13 protein-coding genes are annotated in these 15,342 nt (G+C 70.7%); 5 read left to right on the top strand and 8 right to left on the bottom strand.

What is annotated here, in order from left to right; all coding sequences use genetic code 11:
* Positions 1–4: 4 nt before the first annotated feature.
* Positions 5–805, bottom strand: a complete 801-nt coding sequence (locus tag Ari01nite_RS10745) for an alpha/beta fold hydrolase (protein WP_203781017.1) — start codon at positions 803–805, stop codon at positions 5–7.
* 171 nt (positions 806–976) lie between these two features.
* On the opposite strand from Ari01nite_RS10745, the gene Ari01nite_RS10740 reads away from it, so the two are divergent.
* Both Ari01nite_RS10740 and Ari01nite_RS10735 read left to right on the top strand, forming a co-directional pair.
* Positions 977–2,395, top strand: a complete 1,419-nt coding sequence (locus Ari01nite_RS10740) for a sigma 54-interacting transcriptional regulator (protein WP_203781016.1) — start codon at positions 977–979, stop codon at positions 2,393–2,395.
* A gap of 2 nt (positions 2,396–2,397) precedes the next feature.
* Complete coding sequence (locus Ari01nite_RS10735) at positions 2,398–4,338, top strand: vWA domain-containing protein (RefSeq protein WP_203781015.1); 1,941 nt, start codon at positions 2,398–2,400, stop codon at positions 4,336–4,338.
* On the opposite strand, the gene Ari01nite_RS10730 is transcribed toward Ari01nite_RS10735, so the two are convergent.
* The 3 genes from Ari01nite_RS10730 to Ari01nite_RS10720 all read right to left on the bottom strand — a co-directional run bounded on the left by Ari01nite_RS10730 (position 4,308) and on the right by Ari01nite_RS10720 (position 7,614).
* Positions 4,308–4,823: a GNAT family N-acetyltransferase gene (locus tag Ari01nite_RS10730; protein ID WP_203781014.1), complete on the bottom strand. Its 516-nt coding sequence runs from the start codon at positions 4,821–4,823 to the stop codon at positions 4,308–4,310. The two genes, Ari01nite_RS10735 and Ari01nite_RS10730, sit on opposite strands and share 31 nt — an antisense overlap.
* Positions 4,820–6,274 carry an ATP-dependent nuclease gene (locus Ari01nite_RS10725; protein ID WP_203781013.1) on the bottom strand — a complete coding sequence of 485 codons (1,455 nt, stop codon included), beginning with the start codon at positions 6,272–6,274 and terminating at the stop codon, positions 4,820–4,822. The genes Ari01nite_RS10730 and Ari01nite_RS10725 overlap by 4 nt, the downstream gene beginning before the upstream one ends.
* 131 nt (positions 6,275–6,405) lie before the next feature.
* The gene (locus Ari01nite_RS10720) at positions 6,406–7,614 is read right to left on the bottom strand and encodes a citrate synthase family protein (RefSeq protein ID WP_203781012.1); all 1,209 of its coding nucleotides are present in this window, start codon (positions 7,612–7,614) and stop codon (positions 6,406–6,408) included.
* A gap of 67 nt (positions 7,615–7,681) precedes the next feature.
* Here Ari01nite_RS10720 and Ari01nite_RS10715 point away from each other — a divergent pair, with 67 nt between their 5' ends.
* Together Ari01nite_RS10715 and Ari01nite_RS10710 are read left to right on the top strand one after the other, a co-directional pair.
* Entirely contained in the window at positions 7,682–8,791 is a 1,110-nt protein-coding gene (locus Ari01nite_RS10715; RefSeq protein WP_203781011.1) for a citrate synthase 2, read from the top strand.
* Between the two features lie 217 nt (positions 8,792–9,008).
* Positions 9,009–10,016 carry a GGDEF domain-containing protein gene (locus tag Ari01nite_RS10710; protein WP_203781010.1) on the top strand — a complete coding sequence of 336 codons (1,008 nt, stop codon included), beginning with the start codon at positions 9,009–9,011 and terminating at the stop codon, positions 10,014–10,016.
* A gap of 237 nt (positions 10,017–10,253) precedes the next feature.
* On the opposite strand, the gene Ari01nite_RS10705 is transcribed toward Ari01nite_RS10710, so the two are convergent.
* The 3 genes from Ari01nite_RS10705 to Ari01nite_RS10695 form a co-directional block, all read right to left on the bottom strand.
* Positions 10,254–11,363 carry an MFS transporter gene (locus Ari01nite_RS10705; RefSeq protein ID WP_203781009.1) on the bottom strand — a complete coding sequence of 370 codons (1,110 nt, stop codon included), beginning with the start codon at positions 11,361–11,363 and terminating at the stop codon, positions 10,254–10,256.
* Positions 11,364–11,511: 148 nt separating this feature from the next.
* Complete coding sequence (locus tag Ari01nite_RS10700) at positions 11,512–12,264, bottom strand: carbon-nitrogen hydrolase family protein (RefSeq protein ID WP_203781008.1); 753 nt, start codon at positions 12,262–12,264, stop codon at positions 11,512–11,514.
* Entirely contained in the window at positions 12,243–12,770 is a 528-nt protein-coding gene (locus Ari01nite_RS10695; protein WP_239162645.1) for an AAA family ATPase, read from the bottom strand. Before Ari01nite_RS10695 ends, Ari01nite_RS10700 begins: the two co-directional genes overlap by 22 nt.
* A gap of 67 nt (positions 12,771–12,837) precedes the next feature.
* Here Ari01nite_RS10695 and Ari01nite_RS10690 point away from each other — a divergent pair, with 67 nt between their 5' ends.
* Positions 12,838–14,202, top strand: a complete 1,365-nt coding sequence (locus tag Ari01nite_RS10690) for a cytochrome P450 (protein WP_203781006.1) — start codon at positions 12,838–12,840, stop codon at positions 14,200–14,202.
* Here the strand turns inward: Ari01nite_RS10690 and Ari01nite_RS10685 are convergent.
* On the bottom strand, positions 14,190–15,278 hold the full coding sequence (locus tag Ari01nite_RS10685; RefSeq protein WP_203781005.1) for an ABC transporter substrate-binding protein: 1,089 nt from the start codon (positions 15,276–15,278) through the stop codon (positions 14,190–14,192). The genes Ari01nite_RS10690 and Ari01nite_RS10685 overlap by 13 nt on opposite strands.
* Between the last annotated feature and the right edge of the window lie 64 nt (positions 15,279–15,342).

Genomic DNA, 15,342 nt, shown 5'->3' with positions numbered 1-15,342 from the left:
TTGCTCACGTGGCGGACCAGAACTCGGTCAGCAGGTCGTTGAATGCCGCGGGCCGTTCCCGCTGCGGTTCGTGCGCGGCCCCGGGGACGCGCACCAGGCGCGCCCCGATACGGTCGGCCACCCGCGTGCAGATCGTCTGCATCAGGGTCGCCATCCCGGGCAGGTAGCCGTCCGGCGCCGTAGCCCAGTCACCGGTGATCACCAGCTTCGGATACGGCGCATCCCGGACCGGCTCGGTCGCCAGCTCGGCAAGCCAGCAGGGCCGCTCATGCAGCGCCGTATGCGCCGCGCGGAGCAGCCACGCCGCCGGCTCGGGCCGGGGCCGCCCACCGTACGCCAGATCGATGTACTCCCCGGGCGTGCCGAGGCGTGCGCCGGCCATGAACCGGCGCCCGTCCTCGATGGCCCGGGCCACCACCGGCTCGTCCGCGGCGGTAGTATGAGCGCACGGTTCGACGAGGGTCAGGGACACGACCCGGTCGGGGTGGGCAGCGGCCGCGAGCATGGCGACCGTGCCGCCATAGGAGTGGCCGACCAGGTGGGCGCCGTCACCCAGCAGTTCGCTGATGTCGACCGCGTCAATCGCGTAGTCGCTTGTCACATCACGCTCGCCGCCGCCGTTCAGGTCGGGGCTGGCACCGAAACCACGGCGGTCGGGGAGCAGCAGTGTGCGTCCGCGCGCGAGGGGACGCTGGTGCTCGAACGCTAGCGTCGCCCAGCTGAACGTGCCGTGAACCAGGACGGCCGGAATCGATCCACCCGGCCCTTTCCACACGGTGACGTTCAATACCGGACGCTCGTTCATTACCGGACGCTACCGTCCTACGCCATTGTGCGTTGAGGGCACTCGCGCTGAGCTGTGGGTGTATCGCTGGTCTGGCTGCCCGCCGGGGGTGCGCTGGGGGATGGGGGCGGCCGCTGCGGGGCCCGTGACGGTGCCGACGCGTACCCCTTAGAAAGGAGTAGCGTTCTTGCAGTGACAGACGCCGGTAACGCGATCACGCCACCAACCGATCTTCCGCGCACGCTGGGGGAGCTGCGGGCCTCGGGGCACGAGTTCCGCACGGTCAAGGAGGAGTTGCGCGACAACCTGCTCGCGCGGCTGCGCTCCGGTGCTCCGCGATTTCCGGGCATTGTGGGATATGACGACACGGTGCTGCCGGAGGTCGAGCGGGCGCTGCTGGCGGGGCACGACATGGTGCTGCTGGGGGAGCGGGGGCAGGGCAAGACGCGGCTCATTCGTGGGCTGGTCGGTCTGCTCGACGAGTGGACGCCGGTGATCACCGGGTCTGAGCTGCACGAACATCCGTATCAGCCGGTCACGCCGGGGTCGCGGCGGCTGGCTGCGGAGACCGGCGATCTGCTGCCGATCTCGTGGCTGCATCGGTCGGAGCGGTACGGCGAGAAGCTCGCGACCCCGGACACCAGCGTGGGCGACCTGATCGGCGACGTCGACCCGATCAAGGTGGCCGAGGGGCGGGCGCTGGGTGACCCGGAGACCATCCACTTCGGACTGGTCCCGCGGACGAACCGGGGCATTTTCGCGGTCAACGAGCTGCCCGACCTGGCCGAGCGCATTCAGGTTTCGCTGCTCAACGTGCTCGAGGAGCGGGACATCCAGGTGCGCGGCTATCAGCTTCGGCTGCCGCTCGACCTGCTGCTGGTGGCGTCGGCCAACCCGGAGGACTACACGAACCGGGGGCGGATCATCACGCCGCTCAAGGACCGGTTCGGAGCCGAGATCCGCACCCACTACCCGGTCGACCTGACCTTGGAGACCGCGCTGGTCCGGCAGGAGGCGGGGCTGGTCGCGTCGGTGCCGGACCACCTGATCGAGGTGCTGGCCCGGTACACCCGGGCGGTGCGCGACTCGCCGGCCATCGACGCGCGCTCCGGCATCTCGGCGCGGTTCGCGATCGCGGCGGCCGAGACGGTGGCGGCGTCCGCGCTGCGCCGGGCCGGGTTGCGCGGCGAACGGGAGGCCGTGGCCCGGATCTGCGACACCGCCTCGGTCACCTCGACCCTGCGCGGCAAGGTGGAGTTCGAGAGCGGCGAAGAGGGCCGGGAGACCGAAGTCCTCGCGCATCTGCTGCGGGTGGCCACGGCCGAGACGTTCCGCGATCGGCTTGCCGGTCTCGACCTGTCCGGCTTCACCGACCTGGTCGCCGAGGGCGCGATCATCGAGACCGGTGACCTGGTGTCGGCCGAGGAACTGCTGGGGCAGATCGGGCCGGTGCCGGGGCTCGCCAAGGTGCTGGACCGGCTCGGACTGGGAGACGCGCCGAGCCCGGGGCAGGCGGCGTCGGGTGTGGAGTTCGCGCTGGAGGGGCTGCACCTCACCCGGCGGCTGGCCAAGGAGCTGACCGATGACGGCCGCACGCTCTACGGGAGCTGACCGTGACCGGTAACCGGTTCCGGTACGGCGCCTGGCGGGACGGGCCGGATCCGCTGGCGCCGCCCTATGACGTGCGGGCGGCGGTGGACGAGGTCGGCGAGCGGGTGCTCACCGGCGAAAGCCTGCGTGACGTGCTGCGCGACCTCGTGCGGCGTGGCCCTCGGCAGGGTCGCGGGCTCGATGAGCTGCGGGACCGGGCACGGCGGTTGCGGCGGGAGGCACTGCGCCGGGGCAACCTCGACGGTGCGGTGACGCGTGCCCAGCAGCTGCTGGACCAGGCGCTGGCGGCGGAACGGGACGAGTTGCGGCGACGTCCCGACGACGACGCTGCCCGCTTCGCCGAGGCCGTCCTGGACAACCTGCCCCGGTCGACGTCGCGGGCCGTCCAGGAGTTGCGGTCGTACTCGTGGGCCTCGGACGAGGCCCGGCAGCTCTACCAGCAGATCCTCGACGGGCTGCGGCGCGAGGTGGTGGAGCAGCGGTTCGCCGGGATGAAACAGGCGCTGGCCAACGGCGACCTGTCCGGTGTCGCCGAGATGGTGACCGACCTGAACGCGCTGCTGGCGAAGCATGCCCGGGGCGAGGACACCGCGGACGCGTTCCGGGAGTTCATGGGGAAGCACGGCCAGTTCTTCCCGGAGAACCCGCGCAACATCGAGGAACTGATCGACTCGCTGGCCCGGCGGGCGGCGGCGGCCGAGCGGCTGATGCGGTCGCTGAGCCCGCAGCAGCAGGAGGAACTGGCCCGGCTGATGGACGAGGCGCTCGGTGACGGCCCGTTGCGGGGGCAGCTGGCCGAGCTCACCGACAACCTGAGGGCACTGCGGCCGCAGCTGAACTGGGGACGCGGCGAGCGGATGCGGGGACCGGACGATCTCGGGTACTCCGACGCGACCGCGGCCCTCGGCGAGATCGGTGACCTGGACGAACTGCTCGACCAGCTGGGGCAGGAACACCCCGGGGCCACGCTGGACGACGTGGACGTGGAAGCGGTGGAACGCCAGCTGGGCCGGGGTGCGGCCGACGACGTGCGGCGGCTGCGCGAACTCGAACGGGAACTCACCCGGCAGGGCTGGGTCACCCGGGACGCCGAGGGCCTGACCCTGTCGCCCAAGGCGCTGCGCCGGCTCGGCCGGACCGCCCTGGCCCGCGTCTTCGACGAGTTGGCCGGCAAGCGTCGCGGTCAGCACGACCTGCGCGACGCGGGTGCGGCCGGCGACCTGATCGGCAGTTCGCGGCGCTGGGAGTTCGGCGACGAGCAACCCCTGGACGTCGTACGCACCATCGGCAACGCGGTGCGCCGGGGCGGGCTGGCTCTACCCGTACGGCTCAAGCCCGAAGATTTTGAAGTTGCCGAAACCGAACGTCGCGCCTCGGCCGCCGTCGCGCTGTGCGTGGACCTGTCGTATTCGATGTACGCGGACGGCCGGTGGGGCCCGATGAAGCAGACGGCGCTCGCCCTGTCGCACCTGGTCGCGACCCAGTTCCCGCAGGACTCGCTGCAGATCATCGGCTTTGGCAAGTACGCGTCGGAGCTCTCCCAGGGCCAGCTCGCGGCCATCGACCCGACCGCGGAGAAGGGCACGAACCTGCAGCACGCCCTCCACCTGGCCGCCCGCCACCTGCGCAAACACCCCGGTTCGGAGCCGGTCGTGCTGGTCGTGACCGACGGCGAACCCACGGCGCACCTCGAGGACGGCGAGTCCTACTTCTGGTGGCCGCCGCTGCCCGAGACGATCCGCGCCACGGTGCAGGAGGTCGATCACCTGACCAGGTACGGCGCCACCCTGAACTTCTTCATGCTGGGGGAGGACCCCGGCCTGCAGCGGTTCGTGGGAGCGGTGGCGGCCCGCAACGGAGGCCGGGTGTTCAGCCCGGACGCCGAGGAGCTGGGCCGATACGTGGTGGACGACTACGTGCGAGCCCGGCGCGGCCGCTCGTAGACGATCTCCAACCCGTCCTCGTCGTCCCACTGCTCGCCGACCTGCTCGAAGCCGTACTGCGTTGCGAGACGGTACGAGGGCAGGTTGTCGGGCCGGATGCTGACCCGCACGGTGCGAACGCTCGGGTCACGGTCGGCACGGTCGAGCAGCGCTTCGAGAGCGGCCCGCGCATAGCCTTGACGCCGGTATCGGGAGTCCACAGCGTACCCGATTTCGACCATCCCGGCGGCATCGGGAGGCGCGTGAAAACCGGCCCGGCCGACCGCCCGCTGGTGGGTCTCGTCCCAGATGACGCCGGTCACCCAGGCCGCGCTGCCCGGGTCGGCCGCGGCCTGCCGGCTGCGCATCAGCCAGACGGCACGGCACTCGGGGCCGGCGAGATACGCTGACAGCGGCACCGGGCTGACGGCGTTGGCGGCAGTCAGGTCCCCGGCCGCCAGCGCGTCGAAGGCCGCCCCGCTCAGGTGCACGATCCGCACGCTCATCCGGCGATTGTGTCCGCCAGCGCGGTCGCCTGCCCGGCGACCCGCGGCAGCCAGCCCCGGATCAGCACTCCGGTCACAAAGGCGACATCCACGCCGACGTGCCGTGCGAAGGTGCCGAGCTGGTACTGGTGGTCGACGAACTCGCAGGCCACCAGCGCCGACCGGATCGTGTCGGCCGGCCGCCCGAGCGCCGCGGCCACCGCCTCGGGAAACTCCGTGGCATGGCGCAGCAGCTCGCGCTCCGGATCGCTGTCGCCGGGGAGCGCGTGGATCGTCCGGCCGTCGCAGCGGGCGCGCTGGTCGGCGTCCAGGACGGCGAAGCAGCGCAGCCGGTCGGTGCGCCGCAGCACGTCGGCCGCGGCGATCGCCTTGTCCTTGCCGCCGGCCGGAACGATCTCGATGCCGGCGGCGTCCGCGTTGACGCTGCCCAGGATCTCCCGCAGGACGGTGGCCGCGAAGTCGTCCTCGACCAGCACGATCGTGCGCAGGTCGGCGCGTATGCCGACGGCGCTGTGGATCTCGGCGGGCGAGGCGGGCTGCACGATGCGGACCCTGCCGTCCGAAGTGTCCCGGATGCACATCCTCGTGTGGGCGATCGGGAACCGGGACAGGATGTCGGGCGAGTGCGTGGCGATGATCAGCTGCGACTTGCTGCGCATGGCCTGCCGGGCGATCTCGTCGATGAACGGGCGCTGGCCCTTGGTGGCCAGGTAGGACTCCGGCTCGTCGATCGTCACCACGGTGCCCTCCGGAATCCGGTGCAACTCCCAGATCGTCTGATGGACCCAGGACTCGCCGAGGCTCATCACGGTGCTGGTCACGATCCGGTCGTCCTCCTTCGCGATCTCCTTCGCGATCTCCTTCGCGATGACGAACGGGGCATGCCAGCTGCCGCCCAGCAGGAGGGTCAGAACATCCACCGACCGGTAGCTGCGGCCCAGGATGTTGCGTACTGCCGACAGCTCCGCGGCCGTGTAGCGCCGGTGGTCGCCGTAGGAGTTCGGGTCGAACTCCTGAACGTAGAACTCGAGGCCGCTCGCCAGTTCGGCGGCGGTGATCCGGGTGGTCCAGCGGTCGTAGGCGAAGGTGCCGTTCCACGCCGCCTCCCGCTGCTCGGCCGACTCGGAGAGGTCGATGAGACGGGTCAGGCGCTCGTCGCCGCGCCGCACCGTGACCCGCACCTTGCCGTCCGCCCATTCCACGCCCGGATCGCCGTGCCGCTGGCTGCCGACGTAGGGCGGGCTGCCGATCTGCGCGCCGAAGATCGCCTCCAGCAGCGCGAGGAACAGGCTCTTACCGCCGCCGTGGCTGCCGGCCAGCACGGTAGCCGAGTCGAGGTGCACCACCTGATCGGCGAACGCTTCCGACTCGGTGATCTCCAGCCTTTCGACCAGAAACGGTCTCGGCGTGGAGAGCAGGTGATTCCACATCTTGACGCGCGGATCCGTCACGCGCCGAGCCTAGGGGCGGCGGGGCCGGTGCCGGGGCATTCCGCCCCGGCGTCAGCCGGTCGGGTTCCGGGTTCCGGGGTTCTGTGCCGGGTCGGCCGGTCGGGTTCCGGGTTCCGGGGTTCTGTGCCGGGTCAGCCGGTCGGGGTTCCGGGTTCGGCGCCGGAGTACTGGCCGGTCGGGCGGAAGCGGCCCGGGCGATCGCCGTACTCCTCCAAAGCGTGCGCCAGCCACCCGGCCGTGCGGGCCACCGCGAAGATCGCCTCGCCGGCGTCGGCCGGCATCCGGTAGTGCAGCGCCAGCGCCGCCGTCGCGAAGTCGATGTTGGGGCGCGTGCTCATCGCCTGGGCTATTTCGGTCGCCGTGTCGCGGACCGGGCCGGGGGCGAGCATCTCCAGCAGTGTGCCGGCGCGCGGGTCGCCGTCGGGATAGAGCGGGTGGCCGAAGCCGGGGATCGTGCCGCCCACGCGGAGGCGGTCGGCGATTGTCGCCACCGGGTCCTTCCTGGTCATCGCCTCGGTGAGCAGCGCGTGGGCCAGTCCGCTCTGTGCGCCGTGGTAGGGCCCGTCAAGAGCGGCAAGACCAGCACTGACGACCGCGTACGGGTGGGCACGGGTCGACGCGGCGACGCGGGCGGCCAGGGTCGAGGCGGCGATGTCGTGGTCAGCCAGCAGGACCAGCGCGGAGTTGAGCACCTCGTAGTCGGCGGGACGCGGCGGCTCAGTGGTGAGGCGGTGCCAGAGTACCTCGGCGAGCGGGCGGGTGCCGGCACTCTCCCGCTCGTACACGGCCATCGGTGTGACGCCGCTGGCGAATGGGAGCGACGCGACCATGGTGGCCAGCATCGCGCGCCCGGTGGCGATCACGGCGGCGGCGCTGGTGTCGAAGCGGAGCGGGTCGGCTGCGGCGGCCGCAGCGACGATCACGCGCAGCCGGTCGGTGGTGCGGGCGGACAGCGGGAGCGGGGCGATGACCTGGCCGGCGAGATCTTGGACCGACCTGTTCGGTGCGAGATCAACGTGCTCCAGGTCGCCGGCCCAGAGTAGGGTCGCGACCGCTTCGAACGAGGCGGTGCGGGCCAGGACGCAGGCGTCGCGGCCCCGGTAGTACAGGTTGCCGTCCTTGATCAGGGTGATGCCGGTCTGGATGCCGGGCGTCGTGGGTCGCTTGCGGGCGGCCACGAACGCGTCGACGTCGTGCTTGGCGAAGAGGCTGCCCTTGCCGTCGGCGTTGCGCCTGCTGGGGAGCAGGCCGCGACTGACGTAGGCATACACGGTCGTGGGTTTGACGCCGAGGCGGTGGGCGACGTCGTCGGTGGTCAGCAATGGGGAGTCGGGGTGCATGTGGAGATGCTCTCATATTGACTGGATCAATGTTGACATCAATATTGCGACGTTACATGTTGATGTCATGTTGACAGTCAACCCAGGATTGGCCGGTGTCGTCGCGTTCGACACCGAGATCGCCGAGCCCGACCGGGACGGCGGGGCGTTGCGCTATCGCGGCGTCGACATTCGTGAGCTGGCCGGACGCGTGTCCTTCGCCGACGTGTGGGGCCTGCTCGCCGACGGTGATTTCGGGCGCGGCCTGCCCGCTGCTGAACCGTTCCCGATTCCGGTGCACTCGGGCGACATCCGGGTCGACGTGCAGGCCGCGGTGTCGATGCTGGCGCCGTACTGGGGTCTGCGACCGCTGATCGACATTGACGAGGACCAGGCGCGGGAGGACCTGGCCCGGGCGTCGGTGATGACGTTGTCGTACGTGGCCCAGTCCGCCCGTGGAGCGCGCCTGCCCGCGGTGCCCCAACGGCGCGTGGACGAGGGACGGAACGCCACCGAACGCTTCATGATCCGCTGGCAGGGCGAGCCGGACCCGCGGCACGTGGCCGCGATCGACCGCTACTGGATCTGCACGGCGGAACACGGCATGAACGCGTCAACCTTCGCGGCTCGCGTCGTGGCCAGCACCGGCGCCGACGTGCCGGCGTGCCTGTCGGCGGCCGCCGCGGCCCTGTCCGGCCCGTTGCACGGCGGCGCGCCCGCCCGCGCGCTGGGCATGATCGAGGCGGTCGAGGGCGGCAAGGACCCGAGGGCGCACGTGAAAGGACTCCTCGACAGCGGCCGCCGCCTGATGGGTTTCGGTCACGCGATCTACCGGGCCGAGGACCCGCGCGCCACGATCCTGCGCGAGGCGGCGCTGGAGCTGGGCGCCCCGCGTTACGAGGCCGCCCGCGAACTGGAGAAGGCCGCCCTCGCCGAGCTGCGCGAACGCAAACCCGACCGGATCCTGGAGACGAATGTCGAGTACTGGGCCGCGGTGGTGCTCGACTTCGCCCAGGTCCCGGCCGAGATGTTCACCCCCATGTTCACGTGCGCGCGGACGGCGGGCTGGAGCGCCCACATCCTCGAACAGAAGCGCCTCGCCAAAATCATCCGCCCGTCGGCCGACTACGTGGGCCCGCGCGAGCGCACGGCCGGCGAGGTGACCGGCTGGGACGCCGCCGTCAAACGCAACGAGTAGCGGCCGGCGGTGGCCGCAGATGCGGCCGGCCTGGCCGCTCGTCGCCCGGACGATCTCGGTGGACGTCTCGTCTGGTGCCGCGGTGCCGCGGTGCCCTGTTGCCCCGTTGCCCCGGTGCCCCGTTGCCCCGATGTCGCCTGCCCCGCCGCGGTGAAGTGCCTCGAATCCGCCGGCAAACCCTCGGTCGTCCGACATTCTCACCGCTATCACCAACCAGGTGGCGGTGGCGCTGGAGACGGCCCGGGCAGCTCAGCTCGAGGTCACGGTCGCCACCGTTGCGCGCGAGCGCGACCTCGCCGACACGCTCCGGGTAGCGATGAACGAGGTCGGCGGAAAGCTGGACCCGGACGTCGTGCTGGAAACGCTGACCGCAGCCGCCCAGCGACTTGTCGGCGCGAGCCGCGCCTGGCTCGTGCCGCCGGACGAGAGCGTCGGGGCGGACGTCTCCGGCGGCGGCGTCACCGCGAGTGCGGACGACCAGTGGACGGCCGCGTTCATCGACGCGGACGTACCTCTGGCCAGCTGGTTGTGCATGCCGCTGTCCGTGCGCGCCGAGCCGGTGAGCTTCCTGGTGCTGGCGAGCGATCAGACGGACGCCTTCGGGCCGGCGCAGGTGGAGATCCTCGCCGCCGTCATCGCGCAGAGCATGGTCGCCTACGAGAACGCCCGGCTGTTCAGCCAGGTCAGTCAACTGGCGACCATCGACGGCCTGACCCAGGTGGCCAACCGGCGGCACTTCATGGAGATCGCCGGGCACGAGCTGGCCGAGGCCCGCGGCGGGAGGCAGCCGTTGGCGGTGATCATGGCCGATATCGACCACTTCAAGCGGATCAACGACACGTGGGGCCATCAGGCCGGTGATGATGTCATCCGGACGGTGGCCGCCCGCTTGCGCGACGGCATTCGCGACGGCGATGTCGTGTGCCGCTACGGCGGTGAGGAGTTCGCCGTCGTCCTGCCCGATGCCGGCGACGCCGCTCCGATCGTCGCCGAGCGGCTGCGGGCGGCGATTGCCGAGACGCCGGTGGACACCGTCGCCGGTCCGCTCCCGGTAACGATCAGTGTGGGCGTCGCCTATCTGGCGGCCACCGACTCGGACGTCGGCACCCTGCTAGGCCGCGCCGACGAGTGTCTCTACCGGGCGAAACACGCCGGCCGGAACCGGGTGGCGATCTATCCGGATGACATTCCGGGCGTCACGGTCGGAGTCGATTCCGCGGCCTGAGCCCGCCCGTCCGGCGATCCGGACGCCGGCTCGACGGGCCGGCAGCGGTCGTCTTTGCCCGCTAACCGCCTCGGCCGGCCGTCTCTCTGCGCGCGACCGGCGGCGACGACCTGCGCGGCCGTCTTGCACGCTAACCCGGCTCGCCGGCCGTCTTCCTGCGCGCGACCGGCGGCGACGACCTGCGCGGCAGCCGGGCCGGTAACCCGGCGCTGTGGCCGGTCGCCGGCAGTGTCGTCATCAGGTTGTTTGCGATACCAGCGTCCGGCGGCGGGCCAGCGTCCAGGCGGCGACGGCGCTCAAGGTGACCGCGGTCAGGAGCAAGGTCGTGCGGGTGTCGCCGGCCAGGCGGCCGGCGGTGGCATTGCCGGCGGCGACGCCGATCAGGCCGGCGGCGACCAGCATGGTGTAAGCGCGGCCCAGCGAACCCGGCGGCACCACGTCGTCCAGCAGCGCCGAGCCGGCTATCGCGGCCGGGGCGGTGAGCGCACCGATCAGGAGCATCGACGCCGGCATCGGCCAGCCGGTGCCCGAGGACAGCGCGAGCAGGGCTACCGCCGCTGACATCCCGCACTGGCCCACGATGAGTCGGACAGGGTTCGGCAAGGTCCAGCGAACGCCGCCGTAGACCAGGCCGCCCAGCAGCTCGCCGGCCGCGAAGGCCGCGAACAGCAAACCGGCGAGCGCGGGCCGGGCCGCGGCGACCGCGACGGTGAGCATGCCGGTCGCGGCGCCGACGCCGAAGGTGCCCAGCACGAGAGTGACCACCGGCGTGCGGATCGCTGACCGGATTCGGCCGGCCGGGCGCGTGGTCGACGGCGGACTCCAGGCCCGGACGGCGGGTGCGGTGGCGAAAAGTAGACCGCCGGCTGCGGTCAGGGCGGCCGCGGTGGGCAGGACCGGGGTTGCGGTGCCGGTCAGCGCCAGGGCGGCGACCAGCAGGGGTCCGGTGACCATGGCTACCTGGAACAGGGTGGCCAGCAACGCATAGGCGGCTGTCCGGTCGCCGGGGTCGGGAAGCAGGCGTGGGCACAGCACGCGCATCCCGGTGACGGTGGCGGGGAGGGTGGCGCCGGACGCCGCGGCCAGGGTTATCAGCAGCGGGGCGGCGGCGTGCTGCGTGATCGTCACGGTGAGCGTCACCAGCAGGGTGGGGCACAACGTCGCGGCGGTCAGCAGAACCCGGGCCGGGCCGTGGCGGTCGATCAGGCGGCCCTGGATCAGCAGGCCCAGGGCATTACCGAAGCTGAACGCCCCGGCGGCGGTGCCGGCTACGGCGTACGACTCGGTTGTCTGGCGGACCAGCAGCAGAATGCCGAGGGTCAGCATGCCGATCGGCAGAGAGCCCACGAAGGTTGCCAGCAGGGGGACCGGGGCGCCTTGAGTGCGTAAAACCCATGAAAACGGGCGGAACACGACCTGCCTCCAGGTGTGATCCCGCCCTTCGTCCCTGTGCATGGTGTGCAGTTGTGGATAAGTGACGCGACGGTAGCAGGCGTTAGCGGGCCGGTACGACAATTTCGGCGATCGCGATGCCGGTGCTGCCATCGGGGACCTGCGTCACGACCTGCCCGTCCGGGTTGATGACGCAGGTCGGGCCCAGTCCGATGCGGTCTTCGCCGCGTTCTCCGGTGACGTCGGCCAGGGCCAGCCACAGGCCTGTCTCGCGTACGCGCTCTGCTCCGATCTTGATGTTTCGCCCTTGCCAACGAGCGGCGTTGACGCGTCGCATCATGTTCTGCGCCGGCACCACGAGCAGATCTGCGCCCTGGGCGGCCACGGCTGCGGCGGCGCGGGGAAATCGGGCGTCGAAGCAGATGTTGATGCCGAAACGGACGCCACCGCTTTCGAAAATCGGATAGGCGTCCCCCGGGGTGAAAATCAATTCACCGGGGACCAGATGCACTTTGCGGTACGCGCCCAGGAAGCGGCCGCCGGATATCACCGCGGCGGTGTTGAAGAAGTGGGGGCCGCGCCGTTCGATCAAGCCGAGAACCAGGGTCTGGCGGATCGGGGCCAGCCTGTCGAGGATCGCCGCGAAAGCGTCCGAGGACAGGTCGATCGCCCACCTCTCGACGTGCTCGGCGGTGACCAGATAACCCTGCAGGAAACACTCGGGAAAGAGGAGCAGATCCACGTCGTGCCGGGCGAAACCGGCGATCAGATCGAGGGCCGCGTCCGGGTCGCCCAGCAGCTCAGGGGTCTGGCAGGCGCCAATTCTCAGCGTCGTCACCGGAGGCCGCGCAGCCATGCGGTGACCGCACCCGGCGATCGGAAGAGGAGGATCCGCGGCTCGGACAGCTCTGCCTGCCATTGCCGCATGCGTCGCCGGCGGCGTTTGAACGACTTGAAATGCCACACGACTATGGAGTCGGGCGAGAAAGTCTGCCGCCAGGTCTCGACGTTGCCGTTGCAGACCGGCGTCCGGCGGACGAGATTGTGGGCGCAGCGACGCAGCAGGCGGCCCAGCGACAACCACCGCGGATAGTCGAGCCCGATTACCAGATCGGCCCGGCGCAGCGGGATGTCGGTCCAGGAGCCGTACGCATTGTCGAGAATCCAGCGCTCGCCGGCGCAGATGGCCGCCACCCGCCGGCGCTGGACCTCATTCGGCACGAGCACCCAGCCCGGTTCCCAGGCGAGATCGTCGGCCGGGTGCCAGGGCACTCCCAGCCGCTCGCCGAGCTGCCGGGCCAGCGTCGTCTTCCCGGACCCGGTGACCCCGTAGACCAGGACTCGCGACGGCGCCGACTTCACCATCCCACGGTAGCGGAGGGGTCCGACGGGGTCGCTAACAGTGGTGCGGATGGATACTATGCGTTGCGTGGAGACGCCGGTGGTGCGCGGGCATCCGGTACTGGGCAACGCGTTGCGGATGGCGAAGGACCCTGCTCAGTTCTTTGTGGACTGTTATCGGGAGCATGGTCCGGTCTTCCGCATCCGGGTGCTCGGGCGGGAGCAGGCGGTGCTCGCCGGGCCGGAGGCGGCGGAGTTCCTGGGCACGCAGGAAGGCCGGGAGAGCCTGCGTTCCAGGGAATTCTGGAGCGGGCTGGTCGACGAGTACGGTGCCACCCGCACGCTGCCGGGAGAGGACGGCGCGTCGCACAAGGAGCTGCGCGACATCATGCGGCGCGGCTACTCACGGGAGGCGATCGCGGACCGGCTCGACGAGCTGGTGGCGATCACGGACCGGAACATCGACCGCTCCTGGCGGCCGGGGACGACTGTTCCGGTGTTGCGGTCGATGCAGACGCTGGTGACCGATCAGCTGGGTGAGCTGATGACCGGCGCCGCCCGGCCGGAATATGTGGCGGACATCCGGCTGGCCACCACGTACATCATCAACGTGCTGGTCACCAGGCAGCGGCCGCGGCTGCTGCTGCGCGATCCGCGGTACCGGCGTGCGCGTCGGCGGGTGCTCGAGTTGAGCGAGCGGATGATCGCCGACCGTGCCCGGGTGGCCGCGGGTGCCGATCCGGGCGCGGCCCCGGGAAGCGCCCCGGGCATCAAGCCGGCCATCCTCCTGGACGACCTCATGCGCGCCAACCGGGAACGCCCCACCGCGATGCCCGACAGCGACCTGCTGATCTGCGCGACCGGCCCCTACGTCGCCGGGATGGACACCGTCGCCAACACGACCGCGGCCATGGTCTATGCGGTGCTCAAGCACCCCGGCGTGCTCCAGCGGGTGCAGCAGGAGGCGGCCGAATTGTTCGCGCGGCCCAGCATCACCGAGCGCGATCTCCGTGGCATCCCGTCAATTCGGGGAGCGCTCATGGAGACCATGCGGCTCTATCCCGTCGCGGTGGTGCAAATGCGTACGGCCACCCGGAATTTCACCTTCCAGGGCCACCGGATAAGCGCGGGCGAGACGATTTACATCGGGACCACGGTGCCGCATTTTCTGGAAGAGTTCTTTCCGGATCCGATGCGGTTCGACATTGACCGGTATGAGAAGCCGCGCGCCGAGCATCTGCAGACCGGCGCCTATTCGCCGTACGGACGCGGGCAACATGTCTGTCTCGGCAAGACGCTCGCCGACGTGCAGATGCTGGTCACCATGGCGCGGATGTTCCACCGGCTCGATCTGCGCCTGGAATCGCCCGGCTACGTGTTGGCTCGCAAGACCTCACCGAATCCGGGGCCGGCGCTTTCCTTCCGGGTCGACGTCGCCGGTCATCGCCACTGAGCGCGGACCGGCGGCGGGGCGACCACGGCGGCGTCCAGTTTGGCGGCGGTGATGGCGCTGTATCCCGTTCCGACCGGGATGAGCCACGCCTGGAACATCGGCTGCACCAGAGCGTGGTCCTCGGCCCGTACCCGTAGCGGAAAGCCGTTCGCCGAGCTGAACTCGAAACCCTCCAGCGCCGCGATCATCCGGTCCACGTCGTCGGGGCCGTATTGGAGGGCGCGCACGACCAGCTGCGCGCCGACGAAACCGGCCGGCTGGCTCAGGTCGCTGCGGCGGCCGGGCGCGAAAGCGCGCATCTGCCGGGACGCGAAATTGTTCTCGGCGCCGTCGAAGTAGTAGCCGGCCAGGCGGAGCGCACTCCCGGCGGTGCCGTAGTCGCGCCACGTGCTGCGCGCGCCGAGAACGGTGAAAACCGAGGGATGATCCCGGACCAGCGTCTCCCAGAACGCCGCCGGCCACGGCCCGGGCAGCACGATCACCTGGTCGGGCCGCTGATCGATTCCCTTCGCGTCCGGCGGGGCGACCACGCCGGGAATGCCGAAGACCGGAGCCGCCGCCGCGAGTGCGTCCGGCGAAGGGGCGACCAGCAGAGCATTCTTCAAGGTGCCGGCCACGGCCCGGAGAGCGAGCAGATCCTGATATGCCTGCCGGCCGGACCGGAACGTATATCTATTGACGCCGGTAATTGTGTCATCTTCCGCCGGCCCGGAAATGAACAGGACGCGATGCGCGGCGGCCAATGTGGCGAGCCGCAACGCCACCTCCGAAGTGCTACCGCCCGCCAGCACCCGGACACCCCGCGCGATCAACCGTTCGGCGGCTGCCGTGGCGACCTCCGGATCGCCCTGGTCGTCGACCCACTGCACGGCGACACTCCGGCCACCGATCCGGTTGGTGCGGTGTGTCGCATATTGCACCCCGGCCCCGAATCCCGCCGGATAGGTGAGCCCGGCATAGAGCACGCCCACCTCGAGCGGTGCCGTGCCGGCGCCCGCGGGGTCCGGGCCACGTCCGCAACTAGCGGTGAGTGCGGCAAAAGCGACACCGAGGAGGGTACGGCGGGAAGCTCTCATCCCCGCATTTGTAGCGCACAGCGATACATCAGCGGCCGTCGGGCGCGGCTGTGGAGGGGGATGT

Origin of the sequence: Paractinoplanes rishiriensis (assembly GCF_016862375.1) — a bacterium.
GTDB lineage: Bacteria > Actinomycetota > Actinomycetes > Mycobacteriales > Micromonosporaceae > Actinoplanes > Actinoplanes rishiriensis.
Note: the sequence above shows the minus strand (reverse complement) of the source record. Positions and strands in the feature narration are given on the sequence as shown.

Coding starts and splice junctions, on each gene's coding strand:
- Ari01nite_RS10745 (WP_203781017.1), bottom strand. CDS start 805: ATGAACGAGCGTCCGGTATTGAACGTCACCGTGTGGAAAGGGCCGGGT.
- Ari01nite_RS10730 (WP_203781014.1), bottom strand. CDS start 4,823: ATGAGCGTGCGGATCGTGCACCTGAGCGGGGCGGCCTTCGACGCGCTG.
- Ari01nite_RS10720 (WP_203781012.1), bottom strand. CDS start 7,614: ATGCACCCCGACTCCCCATTGCTGACCACCGACGACGTCGCCCACCGC.
- Ari01nite_RS10715 (WP_203781011.1), top strand. CDS start 7,682: ATGTTGACAGTCAACCCAGGATTGGCCGGTGTCGTCGCGTTCGACACC.
- Ari01nite_RS10700 (WP_203781008.1), bottom strand. CDS start 12,264: ATGGCTGCGCGGCCTCCGGTGACGACGCTGAGAATTGGCGCCTGCCAG.
- Ari01nite_RS10685 (WP_203781005.1), bottom strand. CDS start 15,278: ATGAGAGCTTCCCGCCGTACCCTCCTCGGTGTCGCTTTTGCCGCACTC.